Origin of the sequence: Rhizobium sp. P32RR-XVIII, assembly GCF_012641395.1 — a bacterium.
Classification (GTDB): domain Bacteria; phylum Pseudomonadota; class Alphaproteobacteria; order Rhizobiales; family Rhizobiaceae; genus Rhizobium.
Genome location: NZ_JABAIH010000005.1, coordinates 369,425 through 386,453 on the forward strand (window position 1 = coordinate 369,425; position 17,029 = coordinate 386,453).

Annotated in this window: 16 protein-coding genes; 12 read left to right on the forward strand and 4 right to left on the reverse strand. The window is 60.6% G+C overall.

What is annotated here, in order from left to right; all coding sequences use genetic code 11:
• Positions 1 to 25: 25 nt before the first annotated feature.
• The gene (locus tag HGP14_RS17725; RefSeq protein ID WP_168831167.1) at positions 26 to 850 is read right to left on the reverse strand and encodes a ferritin-like domain-containing protein; all 825 of its coding nucleotides are present in this window, start codon (positions 848 to 850) and stop codon (positions 26 to 28) included.
• Positions 847 to 1,320, reverse strand: a complete 474-nt coding sequence (locus tag HGP14_RS17730) for a peroxiredoxin (protein ID WP_168831168.1) — start codon at positions 1,318 to 1,320, stop codon at positions 847 to 849. The genes HGP14_RS17725 and HGP14_RS17730 overlap by 4 nt, the downstream gene beginning before the upstream one ends.
• A 120-nt stretch (positions 1,321 to 1,440) precedes the next feature.
• Here HGP14_RS17730 and HGP14_RS17735 point away from each other — a divergent pair, with 120 nt between their 5' ends.
• Complete coding sequence (locus HGP14_RS17735) at positions 1,441 to 4,836, forward strand: DUF3971 domain-containing protein (protein WP_168831169.1); 3,396 nt, start codon at positions 1,441 to 1,443, stop codon at positions 4,834 to 4,836.
• Positions 4,837 to 4,881: 45 nt separating this feature from the next.
• On the opposite strand, the gene tyrS is transcribed toward HGP14_RS17735, so the two are convergent.
• Complete coding sequence (gene tyrS / locus HGP14_RS17740; protein ID WP_168831170.1) at positions 4,882 to 6,138, reverse strand: tyrosine--tRNA ligase; 1,257 nt, start codon at positions 6,136 to 6,138, stop codon at positions 4,882 to 4,884.
• A gap of 109 nt (positions 6,139 to 6,247) precedes the next feature.
• Between tyrS and HGP14_RS17745 the strand changes: the two genes are divergently transcribed.
• Together HGP14_RS17745 and HGP14_RS17750 are read left to right on the forward strand one after the other, a co-directional pair.
• Positions 6,248 to 7,369 carry an anhydro-N-acetylmuramic acid kinase gene (locus tag HGP14_RS17745; RefSeq protein WP_168831171.1) on the forward strand — a complete coding sequence of 374 codons (1,122 nt, stop codon included), beginning with the start codon at positions 6,248 to 6,250 and terminating at the stop codon, positions 7,367 to 7,369.
• 40 nt (positions 7,370 to 7,409) lie between these two features.
• The gene (locus tag HGP14_RS17750; RefSeq protein ID WP_168831303.1) at positions 7,410 to 7,886 is read left to right on the forward strand and encodes a GNAT family N-acetyltransferase; all 477 of its coding nucleotides are present in this window, start codon (positions 7,410 to 7,412) and stop codon (positions 7,884 to 7,886) included.
• Between the two features lie 3 nt (positions 7,887 to 7,889).
• On the opposite strand, the gene HGP14_RS17755 is transcribed toward HGP14_RS17750, so the two are convergent.
• Entirely contained in the window at positions 7,890 to 8,567 is a 678-nt protein-coding gene (locus HGP14_RS17755; protein WP_168831172.1) for an alpha/beta hydrolase, read from the reverse strand.
• Between the two features lie 202 nt (positions 8,568 to 8,769).
• Between HGP14_RS17755 and HGP14_RS17760 the strand changes: the two genes are divergently transcribed.
• The 9 genes from HGP14_RS17760 (at position 8,770) to HGP14_RS17800 (ending at position 17,001) form a co-directional block, all read left to right on the forward strand.
• The gene (locus tag HGP14_RS17760; RefSeq protein ID WP_168831173.1) at positions 8,770 to 9,936 is read left to right on the forward strand and encodes a cysteine desulfurase family protein; all 1,167 of its coding nucleotides are present in this window, start codon (positions 8,770 to 8,772) and stop codon (positions 9,934 to 9,936) included.
• Positions 9,937 to 10,077: 141 nt separating this feature from the next.
• Positions 10,078 to 11,547 (forward strand): Fe-S cluster assembly protein SufB, encoded by a 1,470-nt coding sequence (gene sufB / locus HGP14_RS17765; RefSeq protein ID WP_168831174.1) that lies wholly within the window; start codon positions 10,078 to 10,080, stop codon positions 11,545 to 11,547.
• Positions 11,548 to 11,605: 58 nt separating this feature from the next.
• Positions 11,606 to 11,947 (forward strand): GIY-YIG nuclease family protein, encoded by a 342-nt coding sequence (locus HGP14_RS17770; RefSeq protein ID WP_168831175.1) that lies wholly within the window; start codon positions 11,606 to 11,608, stop codon positions 11,945 to 11,947.
• A 101-nt stretch (positions 11,948 to 12,048) separates the two neighbouring features.
• Positions 12,049 to 12,804 carry a Fe-S cluster assembly ATPase SufC gene (gene sufC / locus HGP14_RS17775; RefSeq protein ID WP_168831176.1) on the forward strand — a complete coding sequence of 252 codons (756 nt, stop codon included), beginning with the start codon at positions 12,049 to 12,051 and terminating at the stop codon, positions 12,802 to 12,804.
• Between the two features lie 22 nt (positions 12,805 to 12,826).
• Positions 12,827 to 14,101 carry a Fe-S cluster assembly protein SufD gene (sufD, locus tag HGP14_RS17780; protein ID WP_168831177.1) on the forward strand — a complete coding sequence of 425 codons (1,275 nt, stop codon included), beginning with the start codon at positions 12,827 to 12,829 and terminating at the stop codon, positions 14,099 to 14,101.
• A gap of 13 nt (positions 14,102 to 14,114) precedes the next feature.
• Complete coding sequence (locus HGP14_RS17785) at positions 14,115 to 15,356, forward strand: cysteine desulfurase (protein ID WP_168831178.1); 1,242 nt, start codon at positions 14,115 to 14,117, stop codon at positions 15,354 to 15,356.
• 10 nt (positions 15,357 to 15,366) lie between these two features.
• Positions 15,367 to 15,747, forward strand: a complete 381-nt coding sequence (locus tag HGP14_RS17790) for an SUF system Fe-S cluster assembly protein (RefSeq protein ID WP_168831179.1) — start codon at positions 15,367 to 15,369, stop codon at positions 15,745 to 15,747.
• A gap of 135 nt (positions 15,748 to 15,882) precedes the next feature.
• Positions 15,883 to 16,278, forward strand: coding sequence for a Fe-S cluster assembly scaffold SufA (gene sufA, locus HGP14_RS17795; RefSeq protein ID WP_168831180.1), 396 nt, complete (start codon positions 15,883 to 15,885; stop codon positions 16,276 to 16,278).
• Positions 16,279 to 16,371: 93 nt separating this feature from the next.
• On the forward strand, positions 16,372 to 17,001 hold the full coding sequence (locus HGP14_RS17800) for a LysE family translocator (protein WP_246704494.1): 630 nt from the start codon (positions 16,372 to 16,374) through the stop codon (positions 16,999 to 17,001).
• Positions 17,002 to 17,029: the final 28 nt, after the last annotated feature.

Consider the following 17,029-nt stretch of genomic DNA (forward strand, 5'->3'; position numbering starts at 1 on the left):
CGAAAAAGTTAACAAGAACAGTAATTTAGGCAATGCTAATAGATGTCAGCGAGCGGTAGAACGATGGCGTGAGGCCAGCCTCTGCGCGCGCCAGATCGTTGAACGGCGGCTTCAATGGCCCGCGGAAGTTGGCCCGCACCAGGTCCTTGAAGGTCTGTGCCGGGTCGCGCCGCTCGCGAGCGCAAAGAAAGCGAAACCACTTGGCGCCGATTGCCACATGGCCCTTCTCATCGTTGTAGATGACATCGAGCACGGCCGCGCTTTCGAGATCGCCGGTTTCGCGCATTTTTGCCTGGAGCGAGGGGGTGACGTCCAACCCGCGGGCTTCGAGGATAAGGGGAACGACGGCAAGCCGTGCCGTCAGATCGTTTCTGGTCGAGTGCGCTGCCTGCCAGAGGCCGTCATGCGCAGGCATATCGCCATAATCGGCGCCGAGCTCCCGCAGGCGCCCGCGCACCATGCGGAAGTGCTTCGCCTCTTCGAAGGCGACCTGCATCCATCCGTCAAAGAAGGAGTTGGGAACCGCTTCGGTTGCAAAACGCGCGACGATATCGAGCGCGAGGTCAACGGCATTGAGCTCGATATGGGCAATTGCGTGAAGCAGTGCGATGCGGCCGTTGACGGTGTGGAGCGAGCGTTTCTCGACCTGCGTCGGCGGTACCAGCGCCGGTTTCTCCGGCCGGCCGGGCCTGTCGGGCAAGGAGGAATCGAGGGGCGACCGCAGCGAAATCTTGCGGGCGAACCAGCGGGTTGCAGCCTCCTGCGCGAGCGCCGTCTTGCAATCGAGATCGGCGGAGCGGATAGCGTCGATCGCACCGCCGCGCAGCGACGTCATCGAAAGCACATTCATGCGGCGAGATTCCTGACGGCCTTCAGAACGTCTTCGGCATGGCCGGGTACCTTTACCTTCTGCCAGATCATTGCGATCGTGCCTTCGGCGCCGATGAGGAAGGTCGTGCGTTCGACACCCATGAAGGTACGGCCATACATGCTCTTTTGCTTCCACACGCCATAGGCCTGCAGCGTCGTCTTCTCCTCATCCGAGGCGAGCGCGACGGAAAGCTTGTGCTTCGTGATGAAACGATCGTGGCATGCGGCCGAATCGGGGGACATGCCGATAACTGCCGCGCCTGCGGCGTCGAATTCGCCGGCCAGAGCGGTGAAGGCCAGCGATTCAGCCGTACAGCCGGTCGTATCGTCCTTCGGATAAAAGAACAGGACCAGCGGCTTTCCGCGGAAATCGGCAAGCGATACCCGCCCGCCGCCGTCGCGAGGAAGGTCGAATTCGGGGGCCGAAGCGCCAATGCCGAGAAGAGCCATGTGTGGAAACCTTTCTTTTGCCGGGTTTTAGGATGACACTATCTCCCGCGGATATATATTGAAGACCAATTCGTCCAGCCAGACTGGACCAGTTTCGAGGCAGGGGGCTATCCAAAACGCATGGCGTCGATTCGCGGCGAAAAGGTTACGTTTCGCAAAAAGGACATCGTCGCGCTGCATGAGCTCCCATCCGCCCAGGCCGAAGATCCCATCATCGTGCATTGCCCGCGGCCTCGCTCCCGTATTCGCCGTGCTACGGGCGTAACGGCGGGTTGCATTGTCACTCTCCTCTTCATTCTCGCCGCGATCATTTTCACCGTCGAAAGCGGAATGTTCGATGCAACGCTGTCGCGCCAGGCGCAGACCGCATTGAATTCGGCAATAGGTCCCCGCTATCGCGCGGAAGTCGGCTCGACCGTCATCCGCTTCACCTCCGGCCTGCAGCTCGCCCTGGAAGCCCGCAACGTCAACATGGTCGATCAGCAGAGCGGGCAGCATCTGTCGACCACCGGCGCCATACGCATGGCGCTCGACCCCTTGGCTTTGTTTCGGGGCCGTGTGGCGGTAGCTGCAATCGAAGCGGACGACATTGCACTCGATACGGCTCTGCTTCCGTCCGGCGGTCCTCTCGACTTCAGCCAGCTTCGCATCGACGCAATTCCGGTGGCGATGGAAGCCGTGTTTTCCCGCCTTGATGTGCTGGATAGTTTTGTCGAGCGCGGCGGCACGGATACCGTCCGCCTATCGGGTATCAACATCAAACTGGCCGATACCGCCAACGGTCCGCTCTCGGTCGAGATCGACAATCTCGCGTTCACGCATGTGGGGGCGTCTTCGCTGCAGTTGAAGGGCGAAATCGCCATCAACGGCGAAGTGGCGGCGCTGAATGTTCTTGTCGACAAGGTAGCGGGGAAATCGTCCCGGGTTACGGCAAAGCTCACTCATGCCGACCTGACGCCCTTTACCTTGAGACGGAATGCGCTCGGGGAAATTCGTCAGGGCGTCAACGGCTTCGCCGACCTTGCCGTTTCAGCCGTGCGCGGCGAAGGCGACATTGCGCCCTCGCTCGAGGCGGCTGCGGATATCGCGCCAGGGCTCTTCTATGTCGACGGTGATGAGCAGCGGCTTTCCGGCGGCCGGATCAATCTCGGCTATGATTTCGGTAAGCAGACACTGGAGATATCCAGATCGCAAGTGCAGTTCGCAGACACGTCCGTGCCTTTCAATGGCGCGGTCATCGATCTCGACAAGCTCGATCCGGTCGCCGGCAAGGGCTTCGGTGTCGATCTTCTGATCAGCGGGGGTACGGCAGCACCCGCAGGGTCGGGCGAGCATCCGTTGCCATTCGATCTACAGATGACGGGCCGCTACCTCATCGCCTCGCGAGAACTGCAAGTTCCGGGCCTGACGGTCTCCAGTCCCTTGGGGCAGCTGTTCGGATCGCTTCATGTCAGGTTTGGCGACAGGTCGCCGGAAATCAGCTTCGTGGGGAATTCGCAGCAGCTCCAGACGGCTGCGATCAAGCAGCTCTGGCCGTTCTGGATGGCGTCCAAGGCGCGTGAATGGGTGCTTGGAAATCTCTTCGGCGGGACAGTCACGGATGCGTCGATCTCCGTATTCATCCCATTCGGCAAGCTGGACGAAGCCGTCGGCAAGGGACTGAAACTCGACGACGACCAGATCCGCATCAATTTCGATATCGCGGATGCGCGCATGAACGTGGCGGGCGATATTCCGCCGATCCGGGATACGTCAGCGCACTTCGATCTGATCGGACGGAAGGCAACGATTTCGATCAAGAGCGGCACGTCCTACTTCGCGTCGGGCCGCTCGGTCAGTCTCGGGGAGGGCACTTTCGTGCTGCCTTCGACCTACGACAAGCCGCTGATGGCGGAAATGAAGCTCGCAGTCTCCGGCGACGCCGATGCCGTGGGAGAGCTCCTGACTTACAAGCCGATCCAGGTCTTGCAACGCGCCGGCTTGGCACCCGGAGACCTTAAGGGCGAGATCACCGCCGAGGTCGAAGCGAGGTTAGGTCTTCTGCGTTCGCAGAATCCTCCGCCGCCAGAATGGAAGGCAGCGATGCACCTGGCCGGCGTGGATGTCGCCAAGCCGATTTCGGGCCGGATGGTGACGAAACTCGATGGCGAACTCAACGCCGATCCGCAGCAGGTGGTGCTCAATGCCAAGGGGCAGCTTGATGGCATTCCGGCCGAGATCGATCTCGTCGAGCCGACCGACAAATCGTCCGGTGTCAAGCAACAGCGCATCATCACGGCGACGCTGAACAACGACCAGCGTGAGAAAGTGCTGCCTGGTCTTTCGGGCATTATCAACGGCAGCATGAAGATGCAGCTGACGCGGATCGACGAGTATCACCAGAACGTTGAGATCGATCTCGGCAAGGCATCCTTGCAGCTTCCGTGGATTGGTTGGGCAAAGGGCAGCGAAATTCCAGCAACGGCGGAGTTCGACGTCTCGGGTCCACCTGAAAGCACGCAGATCAAGGACTTTCGCTTGAAGGGCGATGGTTTCGGCGCCAGCGGTGCGCTGATGCTGAGCAAGGGCGGTTTGACATCGGCCGACTTCGACAGCGTGAAACTGTCCTCTCTCGATGACTTCGCCATATCGATCAAACGCAGCAAGGGTAGTTTTGATGTCGCGGTTTCGGGGAGCACCGCCGATGCGCGTCCCATTCTTTCAAGGCTGAAGAACGGGCAGGGCGACAGCAGCGATGGAGATGGCAGCAATGCCAGCATCTCGGTCCGCGCCAAGCTCGACAACGTTGTCGGTTTCAACGACGAAAAGATCCGCAATTTCGAGGCTGCTTACATCTCGAGCGGCGGCCGGCTGCAGGCTCTGAATTTTTCGGGGGTTACCGACAGCGGCGAAGCAGTCGTCAGCCAGACGAGAGAGGGCCGTGTACTGAACATCACCAGCGGCGATGCCGGCGCCGTCTCGCGCTTCGCCGATCTCTATCAGCACATGCAGGGCGGCTTGCTCAACATGTCAATCAGGCTCGGCGACGCGCGCAACTGGGACGGCTCCGTCGACATACGCCGTTTTGCCATCGTTAACGAACAACGCCTTCACTCGATTGTTTCGACGCCGGTCGGGCAGGACCAGCGCAGTCTCAGTTCCGCGGTCAAACGCGACATCGATGCGTCCGCACAGCGCTTCCAGCGGGGCTTTGCGCGCGCCGTGTCCCGCGGCGGGGTGATCAGCATCGAGAACGGTGTGGTGCGCGGCGATCAGGTCGGTGCGACGTTCCAGGGCGTGATCCGGGATCAGAGCGGCAACATGGACATGACAGGTACCTTCATGCCGGCCTATGGGCTGAACCGGCTCTTTGCGGAGCTGCCGGTCATCGGCATCATTCTCGGAAACGGATCGGATCGCGGCCTCATCGGCATCACGTTCAGGCTGACGGGCAAATTCGATAAGCCCGCTCTGGTGATCAATCCGCTTTCAATCATCGCACCGGGCGTTTTTCGCAATATCTTCGAATTCCAATAAAAAAGCCGGCGCAAGCGCCGGCTTCCATTGGTCAGAGCTTGGAGCTCAAGCCGTCGGGCGGATGAGGATATGCTTCTTCTTGCCGAGCGAGAGCTTGATGACCCCATCTGTGGTGATTTCGCCGCTACCGATCATTTTGCGCTCATCACTGATCGCCTGATCGTTGATGCGCACGGCACCGCCCTGAACGTGACGGCGGGCTTCGCCGTTCGAGCCTGCAAGCCCGGCCCGGACGATAAGTGAAAGCAAGCCGATGCCGGCATCCAGCTCGGAGGCGGGAATGTCGACGGAGGGCAGGTTTTCGGCAATGGCGCCTTCCTCGAAGGTCTTGCGGGCTGTCTCTGCCGCTTCCTCGGCAGCGGCGCGCCCGTGCAGGATTGCCGTCACTTCGGTTGCCAGGATCTTCTTGACCTCGTTGATCTCCGAGCCGCCAAGTGCGGAAAGGCGAGCGATCTCGTCCATCGGGAGCGTGGTGTAGAGCTTCAGGAAGCGCGAAACGTCGGCGTCTTCGGTGTTGCGCCAGTACTGCCAGAAGTCGTAGGCCGACAGCATGTCGGCGTTCAGCCAGACGGCGCCGGTGGCCGATTTACCCATCTTGGCGCCCGAAGAGGTCGTCAGGAGCGGGGAGGTCAGAGCATAAAGCTGCGGCGTCCCCATGCGGTGACCGAGATCGATGCCGTTGACGATGTTGCCCCATTGGTCCGAGCCGCCCATCTGCAAGCGGCAATCATAGCGCTTGGCAAGCTCCACGAAGTCATAGGCCTGCAGGATCATGTAGTTGAATTCCAGGAACGACAACGATTGTTCGCGGTCGAGACGCGTCTTGACGCTGTCGAAGGCCAGCATCCGGTTGACGGAGAAATGCCGACCGACGTCACGCAGGAATTCAAGGTAGTTGATCGAACGCAGCCATTCGGCATTGTTGATCATCAGCGCGTCTTTGGGCCCGTTGCCATAGGTCAGGTAATTGGAGAAGACGCGCTTGATCGAGGCAATGTTGCTCTCGATCGTATCGATGGTCATCAGCTGGCGGGCCTCGTCCTTGAAGGAGGGGTCGCCCACCATGCCGGTACCGCCGCCCATCAGCGAAATGGCGCGATGGCCCGTTTTCTGCAGCCAATGCAGCATCATGATCTGGATCAGCGAGCCCGCATGCAGGCTTGGCGCCGTGGGATCGAAGCCGATATAGGCTGTCACGGTTTCCTTCGCCAAGAGATCGTCGAGGCCCGATTCATCGGAAATCTGATGAATGAAGCCGCGCTCTTTCAGGGTGCGCAGGAAATCGGATTTGAACTCGGACATGACCTTTTGCTCTCGGATGCGGATTTTGGGATTGTTGAAGCGTCGCGGCGCGTTTAGCACTGTTTTGTTGAACAGTCACCATTTGGTGGAAATCTTCCGGCGGGGTGCCATGGGGAAAATGAGAACCGCAATCGGCCTGATGAGCGGCACGTCGATGGATGGGATCGATGTCGCGCTGGTTCGTACCGACGGCCTTGCTGCCGTGGAACGCGGACCATTTCTGGGCGTACCTTACGATCCGGCTTTCCGCGACAGGTTGAAGCTGGCACTCGAACAGGCAAAATCCATTCGCCAGCGAAACGAGCGCCCCGGCGAATTGGCAGCGATCGAGCGCGAACTGACGTTGCGTCATGCAACTGCTGTTACGGAGTTTCTTGAGCGCAACTCTCTGGATCGAAGCTCGATCGATCTCATCGGGTTCCATGGTCAGACCGTGCTTCACCGGCCCGACGAAGCGCTGACGGTCCAGCTCGGCGACGGGCCGCTGCTTGCCAAGGAGACCGGCGTTGCAGTGGTTTACGACATGCGTGCCAACGACATGCTGCATGGCGGCCAGGGCGCACCCTTGGTGCCTGCCTATCATGCGGCGCTCGCCGGGACCATTCGAAACGCCAGGCTGCCGGTCTGCTTCGTCAACATCGGCGGCATTTCGAACGTGACCTATGTCGGCGTCGATGGCGCCGTCGTTGCCTACGACAGCGGGCCGGGAAACACCTTGATCGACCAATGGGTCGAGACGCACGCCGGAATACCCTTCGACCAGGGCGGCATGGTCGCTTCGGAAGGCCGTGTCATCTCCGAATTGGCCGATCGCTATCTCAGCAACCCGTTCTTCACCGCCGAAAAACGCCGATCGCTCGACCGCAATGATTTTCAGCCGCCGGGCGGAAAGGACGCCGAGCTTGCAGATGGAGCCCGCACGCTCGCCTATGTCGCTGCCGCCTCGATCATCAAATCGGCCGGTCACCTGCCGGTGACGCCGGCGCTCTACGTGATTTGCGGTGGCGGACGTCTCAACCGCACCATCATGCGGGACTTGAGCGATCTCGCAGCCCGCCAGAACGCCGGCGTGATCTCCGCCGAGGAGGCCGGCTTCAACGGCGATGCGATGGAGGCCGAGGCCTGGGGCTATCTGGCCGTCAGATCGCTGCAGCGATTGCCGCTGACGTTCCCGGGCACGACTGGTGTTCGTGAACCGGTTACCGGCGGCATTCTTGCGGAGCCACAATGATCGAACCGTCATTCTCGAAACGCCGCGGCTGCGGCTGGTGATGTGGGATAGGGATGACGTAGGGCTCGTTCTCCATCTGCATTCGACAATCGGAACGACGCGCTATATGTCCGGTGGCGCGCCGTGGACGAGGGAACGGTGCGAGGAGCGGCTGACGCGCTGGTTCGGCGAGCATACGCGCGATGGGACCACAAAGTACAAAGTACTCAGCCGTGACGACGGCCGCTTCATCGGCCGCGCCGGCATTTCGCTTTACAACCGGCAAGAAAACGAATTCGAGCTTGGTTATGCGCTGCGCGAAGAGGAATGGGGAAAAGGCTACGCGACGGAGATCGCCCGAGCTCTGGCCGACTGGTTCTTTGGCAAGCGGTTTGCGACCCACCTTATCGCCTTCACGCATCCCGAGAACGCGGTGTCGCAGCACATCCTAACAAAAATCGGCATGCGAAGCCGCACGCCGATTTTGATCGATGGGATTTTGTGCCCGACCTTCGAGCTCACCGCTGATGTCGGGTGAGTCCTAGCGAATGCGCTTCGCCGCCGGTTCCGGCACCAGTTCGCCGTTCAGACGGCGGTCGAGGTAGTCCTCGCATTCGGCCATCAGCGTTTCGACCTGGCCGTTGAAGAAGTGATTGGCGTTCGGCACCGTGCGGTGCGTGATGAGGATGCCCTTCTGCGTCTTCAGCTTCTCGACCAGACCGTTCACATCCTTTTCAGGCGCGACCTTGTCGGCTTCGCCATTGATGATCAGGCCGGAGGACGGGCAGGGTGCCAGGAACGAGAAGTCGTAGGTGTTCGGCTGCGGCGCGATCGACATGAAGCCTTCGATTTCCGGACGTCGCATCAATAGCTGCATGCCGATCCAGGCGCCGAAGGAATAGCCGGCCACCCAGCATGTCTTCGAATCGGGATGCAGGCTCTGGACCCAGTCGAGTGCGGAGGCGGCATCCGAAAGCTCGCCGGCGCCGTGATCGAATTCGCCCTGGCTGCGGCCGATCCCGCGGAAATTGAAGCGCAATGTCGTAAACCCGCGCTTCTGGAACATGTAGAAGAGCTGGTAGACGATCTGATTGTTCATCGTGCCGCCGAACTGCGGGTGCGGGTGCAGGATAACGGCAATCGGTGCGCTTTTTTCCTTGGAGGGCTGGTAGCGGCCTTCAAGACGGCCGGCGGGGCCGTTGAAAATGACTTCGGGCATCGGTACTCCGGGTTTTATTTTCAGCGTTCTTGCTGCTTAGACTTGACGAATGTTGTCAGGTTTTCTAAAACGCAGTTTAGAACAATTCGAAACTTGCATGGCGGTCCACGGTCTTCGTGGAACGTGTCATAAGGCAAGCCCGGCCGAAATTTCAAGGAAAATGAGCCGAGCTTAGCAGGAACCAAGCGCAGGACCCGAGAACATGGCGCCGCCCCGCCTCTATCTTGATTGGAACGCGACGTCGCCGCTGCATCCCGCAGCGCGCGAGGCGGTTGTGCGCGCGCTCGATCTCTTCGGAAATCCGAACTCGGTGCATGGCGAAGGCCGGGCCGTACGTGCTGCGATCGAACGCGCCCGCCGCCAGATTGCGGCCCTGACCGGCGGCGAGCCTGCACATGTGATCTTTACCAGCGGCGCCACGGAAGCGGCCAATATGGTGCTGACGCCGAACTTCCGCATGGGGCGCACGCCGCTTGCGATCGGCCATCTCTATTATTCGGCGGTCGAGCATCCCGCCGTGCGCGAAGGCGGGCGGTTTCCGACTGAGAAGAAAACCGAGATTCCGGTGACTTCCGCAGGTTTGGTGGATCTCGCGGCGCTGGAAGCGCTGCTTGCGAATCACGACAAGGCCTCGGGCCTGCCCATGGTGGCGATCATGCTCGCCAATAACGAGACCGGCATCGTTCAGCCTGTTTGCGAGGCCGCGAAGGCGGTTCAGGCGCATGGCGGCTTGCTCGTCGTCGATGCCGTGCAGGCGGCAGGACGCTTGAGGCTCGACATCAATGAGCTTGGCGCCGATTTCATGATCGTCTCATCGCACAAGATCGGTGGCCCGAAAGGCGCCGGCGCTGTGATCAGCCGCGGTGAGGTTCTGATGCCGCGCCCGCTGATCCACGGTGGCGGCCAGGAGAAAGGTCACCGCTCGGGGACCGAGAATTCGCTTGCCGTGATCGGTTTTGGTGCGGCCGCCGAAGCCGCCGTTGCGGAATTCGATAAACGCAATGAGACCGTTTCGGCTCTACGCGATCGATTGGAAGCCGGAATGCGCCGTGCTGCACCCGACATCGTCATCTACGGCGCCGCTGCTTCGCGTGTTTCGAACACCACCTTCTTCACGCTTCCGGGCCTGAAAGCCGAGACCGGGCAGATCGCCTTCGATCTCGAGGGTGTGGCGCTTTCGGCGGGGTCGGCGTGTTCGTCCGGCAAGGTCGGCGAGAGCCATGTTCTGGTGGCGATGGGCCGCGACCCGAAGCTGGGTGCGCTGCGCATCTCGCTCGGTTTTGCGACGACGGAAGAAGAAATAGACAGGGCGGTAGCCGCCTTTGCGAAAATTGCCGGCCGGTGCAGGCCGGCCGGAGAAGCGGCCTGATTGCTTCAATTAATTGCGGAAACGCAAATTTCCGCTTGCCAATCGGGCTGAAAACGGCCTTCTGGCCACCTACATACGGGGTAGTAAAAATTGCCCCAAGACGACCTGCCGGACCTTGACCCGGCGAGATTGGAGAACGACATGCCCGCCGTCCAGGAAACGGTTGATCGCGTCCGACAGATCGACGTGGACCAATACAAATACGGTTTCGAAACCGTCATCGAGATGGACAAGGCACCCAAGGGCCTGTCCGAGGATATCATCCGCCTCATCTCCGCCAAGAAGCAGGAGCCGGAATGGATGCTCGAATGGCGTCTCGGGGCCTACCGGCGCTGGCTGACGCTTGAGGAGCCCACCTGGGCACGCGTCAACTATCCGAAGATCGATTTCAACGAGATCCATTACTACGCCGCGCCGAAGAGCACGCCGGGTCCGAAGTCGCTGGACGAGGTCGATCCGGAAATCCTGAAGGTTTACGAAAAGCTCGGGATTCCGCTGAAGGAGCAGGAGATCCTCGCCGGCGTTGAAAAGCCGAAGATCGCCGTCGATGCCGTTTTCGATTCCGTCTCGGTCGTCACGACCTTCAAGGAAGAGCTGAAGAAGGCCGGCGTGATCTTCATGTCGATCTCGGAAGCGATCCGCGAGCATCCGGAGCTTGTCCAGAAGTATCTCGGCTCGGTCGTTCCGACGACGGACAATTACTACGCGACGCTGAACTCGGCGGTGTTCACGGACGGCTCGTTCGTGTTCGTGCCGAAGGGTGTCCGCTGCCCGATGGAGCTTTCCACCTATTTCCGCATCAACGAAAAGAACACCGGCCAGTTCGAGCGCACGCTGATCATCGCCGAGGAGGGCGCCTACGTTTCCTACCTCGAAGGCTGCACCGCGCCGCAGCGCGACGAGAACCAGTTGCATGCAGCTGTCGTCGAACTCGTCGCTCTCGACGATGCCGAGATCAAGTATTCCACCGTCCAGAACTGGTATCCGGGCGACAAGGAAGGCAAGGGCGGCATCTACAACTTCGTCACCAAGCGCGGCGATTGCCGCGGTGCCCGCTCGAAGATCTCCTGGACGCAGGTCGAAACCGGCTCTGCGATCACCTGGAAGTATCCGTCCTGCATCCTGCGCGGCGACGACAGCCGTGGCGAATTCTATTCGATCGCCGTGTCGAACGGTCACCAGCAGATTGACAGCGGTACCAAGATGATCCATCTCGGCAAGAACACGTCGAGCCGCATCATCTCCAAGGGTATTGCTGCGGGCGTTTCGCAGAACACCTATCGCGGCCAGGTTTCGGCCCACCGCAAGGCGTCGAACGCACGCAACTTCACTCAGTGCGACTCGCTGCTGATCGGCGACAAGTGCGGCGCGCATACCGTGCCCTACATCGAAGCGAAGAATTCGACGGCGCAGTTCGAGCACGAAGCAACCACCTCGAAGATCTCCGAAGACCAGCTCTTCTACTGCCTGCAGCGCGGTATTCCCGAGGAAGCGGCGATCGCGCTGATCGTCAACGGCTTCGTCAAGGAAGTCCTGCAGGAGCTGCCGATGGAATTCGCCGTCGAAGCGCAGAAGCTGATCAGCATCTCGCTCGAAGGCTCGGTCGGGTAAATCTCGGGTTCCGTCATCCTCGGGCTTGTCCCGAGGATCTGCGGCTTACGGATAAAGGATGAGCAGCTTCGTCTACATGATGTCCGACAAACCGCGCGGCGTGATCTACATCGGGGTTACGAGTGATTTGCATGGTCACGTTTGGGAGCATCGCAACGAAGGACACAAGGGGTTTACGGAGAGATACAGAGCGAAAAATCTGGTCTGGTTCGAAACCCACCCGAACATCGTGCTGGCGATACAGAGAGAAAAGTCTCTGAAGCGCTATGTGCGTGAATGGAAGATCAAGCTTATCGAGGGACTTAATCTGACATGGATGGACCTCGACGAGCGGATCGATGAAATCGAGAGTGTCTATCGGCCGCATCCGAACACGCGGCAGTGGAGCGACTACAATTGAAGGCTTAGATCCTCGGGACAAGCCCGAGGATGACGATCAGGACCGGTATGAGACGGTCAATCAGGCGGCACTTGAACCCGCCCTACGAACAGGAACTGGAAATGCTTGAAATCAAAAATCTGCACGCCCGCATCGCCGAAGACGGCACCGAAATCATCCGCGGCCTGAACCTCACCGTGAAGGCCGGCGAAGTAGCCGCCATCATGGGCCCGAACGGCTCCGGAAAGTCGACGCTCTCCTACATTCTTGCGGGCCGCGAAGACTACGAAGTGACTGAAGGCGACATCCTTTACAATGGCGAGAGCATCCTCGAGCTCGACGCCGCCGAACGTGCCGCCAAGGGCATTTTCCTCGCCTTCCAATATCCAGTCGAAATTCCGGGCGTTGCCACCATGCAGTTCCTGAAGGTCGCGATGAACGAACAGCGCAAGGCGCGCGGCGAGGAAGAGCTGAAGACGCCTGATTTCATGCGCCTCGTCAAGGACGCGGCCGGCAAACTGCAGATCAACACCGAAATGCTGAAGCGTCCCGTGAACGTCGGCTTCTCGGGCGGCGAGAAGAAGCGCGCCGAGATCCTGCAGATGGCGCTGTTGCAGCCGCAGCTCTGCGTGCTTGACGAGACCGACTCCGGCCTCGACATCGACGCTCTGAAGATCGTCGCCGACGGCGTCAACGCCCTGCGTTCGCCCGACCGTGCGGTCGTCGTCATTACCCACTACCAGCGCCTGCTCGATTACATCGTTCCGGACACCGTTCACGTTCTCTACAAGGGTCAGGTGGTCAAGTCCGGCGACAAGACGCTGGCCCATGAGCTCGAGGCAAACGGTTACGCCGACATCATCGGGGCGGCAGCCTGATCAGGCGGAAAGGACCAGTCTCATGAACATGCAGACGACGAGCCGCCTGACCGTTGCGGAAGCGGCGCTCATCGAGGCTTTTAACAACCAGTTCGGCGACCTGCCCGGCGACGGCGCGGTTACCGCGACTCGCGACCGCCTTCTTGACGACCTGAAGAAGAGTGGCCTGCCGACGCGGCGGATCGAGGCCTGGCACTATACCGATCTCAAGACTCTGCTTCGCGATATTCCGGCCGTTGCCGGCGATGCCGCCGCCAAGCAGATCGAGCCGCTGATCGAAGGATCTTCGGTTCTTTCGATCGTGCAGGGCCATGCAGACCCTAAAGCGACGGCCGGCGATCTCGGTATTTCGAGCTATACGCAGAGCCTGCTCGACGGTTCGGCTGCTGCGGCGCTCCGTGTCCTCGGCACAGATGATACCATCGGCAGCATCAACGGCAGCTTCGTGCGCGACGGCTACGTCGTGGACGTTCCGGCGGATACCGAATTTGACAAGCCGCTCGAGGTCGATATCACCCATGCCGGTGGGCAGATCCACACGCGCCTGCCGGTATCGTTCGGCGCAAACGTCAAGGCGACGGTCATCGAGCGTCACCAATCGGTGACCGGCGATGCGGCGCTCGTGTCTCACGTCAGTGACATCACCGTCGGTGAAGGCACGGAGCTCACCTGGATCATCCTGCAGCAGCAGGGCGCCGAAGACACCCACCTCGGCCAGATCCGCGTCGACCTCGGCGCCAACGCCAAGCTGAAGCTGTTCGTCATCAACGCCGGCGGCAAGCTGGTCCGGCAGGAACTGCATATCAAGGTAACGGGCGAGGGCGCCGATCTGACGCTTCGCGGCATCAACCTGCTCGGTGGCGATACCCACACGGACGTCACCATGGTGCTGGGCCACGACGTGCCGCATACCAGCTCGACGGACGTCATCCGCAACGTCGTTTTCGACCGCGCCAGGGGCGTCTTCCAGGGCATGATCCGGGTCGCTCCGGACGCGCAGAAAACCGATGCCAGAATGGCCTGCAACACGCTGCTGATGTCTGATGATGCGGAGTTCTCGGTGAAGCCGGAGCTCGAAATCTTCGCCGACGACGTCCAGTGCGGCCACGGGGCGACCGTCGCCGATATCGACGACAACCATCTCTTCTACCTGCTGTCGCGCGGCATTCCCGATAAGAAGGCGCGGGCGATGCTTGTCAACGCCTTCGTGGCGGAGATTGTCGAAGAGCTGGAAGACGAAGCCCTGGTCGAGGCGCTGGAAGGCGTCATTTCGGCCTGGCTCGAAAAGCACGCCTGATCGGACAAGAGCCATGGACAAGATAGTACCGGCAACCAGCTACGACGTCGAAGCCATCCGCAAGGATTTCCCGATCCTTGCGAGGGAGGTCTATGGGAAGCCGCTGGTTTATCTGGACAACGGCGCCTCCGCTCAGAAACCGCAGGCGGTCATCGACGCAATCTCGCATACCTATTCGAACGAGTATGCGAACGTCCACCGCGGCCTGCACTTCCTCTCGAACGCCGCCACCGAGGCCTATGAGGGAGCCCGCGAAAAGGTGCGCCGCTTCCTGAACGCGCCTGATGTCAATGACATCATCTTCACCAAATCATCGACAGAGGCGATCAATACGGTCGCCTATGGTTGGGGCATGCCGAAGATCGGCGAGGGCGACGAGATCGTCGTCTCGATCATGGAGCATCACTCCAACATCGTGCCCTGGCATTTCATTCGCGAGCAGCAGGGCGCCAAGCTCGTCTGGGTTCCGGTCGATGACGAGGGCGCGTTCCACATCGAGGACTTCGAGAAGAGCCTAACGGAACGCACCAAGCTCGTCGCCATCACACATATGTCGAATGCGCTGGGCACCCTCGTTCCGGTCAAGGAAGTCTGCCGCATTGCCCATGAGCGCGGCATTCCGGTGCTGATCGACGGTTCGCAAGGCGCGGTCCACCTGCCTGTCGATGTCCAGGATATCGATTGCGACTGGTATGTGATGACCGGCCACAAGCTTTACGGTCCTTCGGGGATCGGCGTGCTTTACGGTAAGAAGGATCGGCTTCGGGAGATGCGTCCCTTCCAGGGCGGCGGCGAGATGATCTTCGAGGTGACGGAAGACAACGTTACTTACAACGATCCGCCGCATCGTTTCGAAGCAGGCACGCCGCCGATCGTTCAGGCGATCGGCCTCGGCTATGCGCTGGACTACATGGAAAAAGTCGGCCGCGAGGCGATCTCGCGCCATGAAGCCGATCTGACGGCCTATGCCACCGAACGGTTGCGGTCGATCAACTCACTGCGTGTTTTCGGAACGGCGCCGGGCAAGGGCGGTATCTTCGCCTTCGAGCTGGCCGGCCTACACGCGCACGACGTGTCGATGGTTATCGACCGGCAGGGCGTTGCGGTTCGCGCCGGCACCCATTGCGCCATGCCGCTCTTGAAACGGTTTGGCGTCACCTCCACATGCCGAGCATCCTTCGGCATGTACAACACGCGCGCCGAGGTTGATGCCCTGGCCGATGCGCTGGAATATGCGCGCAAGTTCTTTGCCTGAGGAGTGCCTTATGAGCCTGGACGAAAGCGAACAGAAAATCGACGTGCGCGAGGGCATCGTGCATTCGAGCATTCCGGCCGACGAGCTGGCGCGCCTCAGTGATGACGTCATTAGCGCGCTGAAGACCGTCTACGACCCGGAAATCCCGGCCGATATCTTTGAACTCGGCCTGGTCTACAAGATCGACATCGAAGACGACCGCATGGTGAAGATCGTCATGACGCTGACGGCGCCAGGATGCCCGGTAGCCGGCGAAATGCCGGGCTGGGTCGAAAACGCCGTCGGTGCCGTCGAAGGCGTTTCTGGCGTCGAAGTCGAGATGACCTTCGATCCGCCGTGGACGCCGGACCGCATGTCGGAAGAGGCGCAGGTCGCCGTCGGTTGGTACTAGCATGACCCCGAAAAGTTGCAGACTTTTCGGACAGGATCATGCGGCGGACTGGTATTGATCGGTTAAGCTGCTGGCACTACATTTGAATCGTGAAACGCCGGACCTTGAATCCGTGCGCGGAAGGAGAAGAGGCCGATGGGCTTTGCAGTAATGAGCATGACGGAAACCGCCGCAAGCCGCGTCAAGGCGATCGTCGAGAATTCCGGGCCGGATGCCAAGGGCATCCGCGTCGGCATCAAGAAGGGCGGTTGCGCCGGGATGGAATATACCATCGATCTGGTGACCGAACCGAATGCCAAGGACGACCTGATCGAGCGCGACGGCGCCAAGGTCTGGGTCGAGCCGTCTGCGGTGCTCTACCTGCTCGGCACGGAGATGGGCTTCGAGATGACGACCCTGCGCTCCGGCTTCATCTTCACGAACCCGAACCAGACGTCCGCCTGTGGCTGCGGCGAATCCGTGGAGCTGAAACCGGCGGATCTGGCAGCGCTTGCCGCTCGTGGCGATGCGGTGGTCCCTGCGGCGCACTAACGCTTTCGGGATCGAGATCCGAAGAGCCGCCAGCGATGGCGGCTTTGTTATTTTTGATTTGCCCCTTTTCGGCGCCAAACCAGTTTCTGCCGTATGATCATCGAAACGCTGCTTGTGCTTTTCGTCAAAGGCGCTTTGCTTGGCCTTGTCGTCACCGCGCCGCCAGGCCCGATCGCGACGCTGTGCATCAATCGCAGCCTTCATCGCGGGTTCGGTTCGGGGGTGGCGATCGGCATTGGCGCGGCGCTGGGGGATTCCTGTTACGCGCTGGTTGCCGCGGCAGGGCTTGCGATGGTGTCTGATGCCCTGGATTCTTATTCCCTGCCGATTGCGGCGGCCGGTGGTATCGTGCTCATCGTTCTTGGCATCCGCGATCTTATGACGCCGCCGGCAGAGGCGGTGGAAGTCGGCGCCCGCAATTTTTTTCGGACCGTCGTGTCAACCTTCCTGCTGGCAATTTCCAATCCCGGCGCGTTTCTATCCTTCGGCGGCCTCTTTGCGGGGCTGGGCCTGGTGAACGGCAATACGGTGACGGAGACCGCGGCGATCGTCACCGGTGTGTTCTTCGGCGCGATGGTCTGGTGGACGGCGTTGAGCGCGGCGGTCAATCTCGCCCGCGACAGGATTTCAAGCGATCTGACGCTGCTGATCCGACGCATCTCCGGCGGCCTGATTATCGCCTTCGGTGTCGTCGTGCTCGGTTATGCCGGGACGCTGCTGTAACGCGCTTTCATCGCTGATGATCGAGGCG

Excerpts from the sequence above, each read along its gene's own strand:
- HGP14_RS17790 (WP_168831179.1), top strand. The coding sequence starts at position 15,367 with ATGAGCCTGGACGAAAGCGAACAGAAAATCGACGTGCGCGAGGGCATC.
- HGP14_RS17735 (WP_168831169.1), top strand. The coding sequence starts at position 1,441 with ATGGCGTCGATTCGCGGCGAAAAGGTTACGTTTCGCAAAAAGGACATC.
- HGP14_RS17755 (WP_168831172.1), bottom strand. The coding sequence starts at position 8,567 with ATGCCCGAAGTCATTTTCAACGGCCCCGCCGGCCGTCTTGAAGGCCGC.
- tyrS (WP_168831170.1), bottom strand. The coding sequence starts at position 6,138 with ATGTCCGAGTTCAAATCCGATTTCCTGCGCACCCTGAAAGAGCGCGGC.
- sufC (WP_168831176.1), top strand. The coding sequence starts at position 12,049 with ATGCTTGAAATCAAAAATCTGCACGCCCGCATCGCCGAAGACGGCACC.
- HGP14_RS17730 (WP_168831168.1), bottom strand. The coding sequence starts at position 1,320 with ATGGCTCTTCTCGGCATTGGCGCTTCGGCCCCCGAATTCGACCTTCCT.
- sufD (WP_168831177.1), top strand. The coding sequence starts at position 12,827 with ATGAACATGCAGACGACGAGCCGCCTGACCGTTGCGGAAGCGGCGCTC.
- HGP14_RS17770 (WP_168831175.1), top strand. The coding sequence starts at position 11,606 with ATGAGCAGCTTCGTCTACATGATGTCCGACAAACCGCGCGGCGTGATC.
- HGP14_RS17725 (WP_168831167.1), bottom strand. The coding sequence starts at position 850 with ATGAATGTGCTTTCGATGACGTCGCTGCGCGGCGGTGCGATCGACGCT.
- sufB (WP_168831174.1), top strand. The coding sequence starts at position 10,078 with ATGCCCGCCGTCCAGGAAACGGTTGATCGCGTCCGACAGATCGACGTG.
- HGP14_RS17745 (WP_168831171.1), top strand. The coding sequence starts at position 6,248 with ATGGGGAAAATGAGAACCGCAATCGGCCTGATGAGCGGCACGTCGATG.
- HGP14_RS17750 (WP_168831303.1), top strand. The coding sequence starts at position 7,410 with ATGTGGGATAGGGATGACGTAGGGCTCGTTCTCCATCTGCATTCGACA.
- HGP14_RS17760 (WP_168831173.1), top strand. The coding sequence starts at position 8,770 with ATGGCGCCGCCCCGCCTCTATCTTGATTGGAACGCGACGTCGCCGCTG.
- HGP14_RS17785 (WP_168831178.1), top strand. The coding sequence starts at position 14,115 with ATGGACAAGATAGTACCGGCAACCAGCTACGACGTCGAAGCCATCCGC.
- HGP14_RS17800 (WP_246704494.1), top strand. The coding sequence starts at position 16,372 with ATGATCATCGAAACGCTGCTTGTGCTTTTCGTCAAAGGCGCTTTGCTT.
- sufA (WP_168831180.1), top strand. The coding sequence starts at position 15,883 with ATGGGCTTTGCAGTAATGAGCATGACGGAAACCGCCGCAAGCCGCGTC.